The sequence below is a fragment of the Microcoleus sp. B4-C1 genome (genome assembly GCF_036705285.1).
Taxonomy (GTDB): Bacteria; Cyanobacteriota; Cyanobacteriia; order Cyanobacteriales; family Microcoleaceae; genus Microcoleus.
Genome location: NZ_JAUBUC010000221.1, coordinates 1 through 1516, shown reverse-complemented (window position 1 = coordinate 1516; position 1516 = coordinate 1). Strand labels below are relative to the sequence as shown.

Annotated in this window: 2 protein-coding genes; both read left to right on the top strand. The window is 48.4% G+C overall.

The features are described 5' to 3' along the window. Positions 1-278 precede the first annotated feature (278 nt). The gene (locus tag QUB26_RS31770; RefSeq protein ID WP_333321291.1) at positions 279-449 is read left to right on the top strand and encodes a hypothetical protein; all 171 of its coding nucleotides are present in this window, start codon (positions 279-281) and stop codon (positions 447-449) included. Between the two features lie 129 nt (positions 450-578). Beyond that, on the top strand, positions 579-1496 hold the full coding sequence (locus QUB26_RS31765; protein ID WP_333321293.1) for a thymidylate synthase: 918 nt from the start codon (positions 579-581) through the stop codon (positions 1494-1496). The last annotated feature ends 20 nt before the right edge of the window (positions 1497-1516 follow it).

Here is a 1516-nt window from a genome sequence, read left to right as displayed (position 1 = left end):
GTTTTTAGCTGGCATTTTTGTATAAATTGACTAAACTAATTTTTTATTATACCCTATTTAAAGGCACAACAGCTTATAAGCCGAATCAGGTGTTTTGCGGAACAGGACAAACGGCAATAGTAACCGGATGGACACTGAAGGGCGTAATCAAAAAGAAACTGGAAGAGCACGAGTATGGGGCAATCGGGCAACTGTACTCTGCAACACGCGGTATCAATTTCCTGGTTAGAAACTTACTTTGTAATCCTCACATCAGATTTTTAATAGTGCTAAATGCCATGAACGAAGATAAGAATTCAGGCGCAGTTCAATGTTTCCTAGATTTCTTTCGAGAACGCTTTGAATGTGATAAAAGCGATAACGATTCTTACTGTTGGAAAATCATTTCAGACGTAGTTGGATACATCGACATCGAAATTCCGTTTGAGAATCTGCAACAGTTACGGTAATCGATCGAATATCATGAAGTCCAAAGCATTTCTGAAGCAGTCACTCTAGCCAAAAAATTAGCCAACCTTGCCCCGAAACCGGAGTGGGCAACACCGACGATATTCCCACTGGTGGAGAACTTGCCCACGGTGCTCCCAGGTCAGCGCTATGGTCACAGAATCGAAGGGAAGACGATCGCCGAAACCTGGATAAAAATCATCCACCGCATCAAAACCACAGGCGTGTTGCGACCCACAGGATATGACGGACAGGTGCAAGAGCTAATCGATCTGATGGCAGTTGTGACCGATGAACCACCCGAATTCTTTTTCCCGGAGCCGAACTATCTGCCGATCGATCGCCAATTCCTGCAAGACTACATCCCTCAAATTCTGGAAGATGCCCCATATCACGAGGGAATCAAGTACACCTATGGTCAACGGATGCGGTCATGGTTTGGGCGTGACCAAATCGAAGAAGTCATCGCCAAACTCATTAACGAGATTGATGCTGCCAGCGCCGTTATCAACCTCTGGGATTCTGGCGGCAACTTCAGCAGACGATCGGACGGTTCCTCTGACCATGAGCACAGCGGTAGCCCTTGTCTCAATCATGTCTGGGTGCGCGTCGTGGACGGGGAACTCTCACTGACTGCTACGCTGCGGAGTAATGATATGTTTGCGGCATGGCCGGCGAACGCGATGGGGTTGCGGGCGCTGCAACACCACATCCGAGATGCGATCGCCCAACGATCGAATTATGACCTGACGATGGGCCCGTTGGTGACGCTATCCCAGTCCGCCCACTTGTATGACGATACTTTCGAGACTGCCGATCGGGTCATCGGCGCTCACTACGATCGCATCTGCAACAGTCGGGACTATTTCGATCCAGCCGGTAACTTCGTAATCGAACTTGTCACTGATGAGGATGATGAAAAGATTTTGGTAACTCAGATTCCGGGCAGCGGCAAAGCCGTTAGCTACTACTCTGGACGTAATGCTCTGAAGTTAGCTAAACAGACGGGAATCCCCACACTATACCGATCAAAGGTTAGTGTGGGATGAAAGACGCGGTGAGGTGAGGA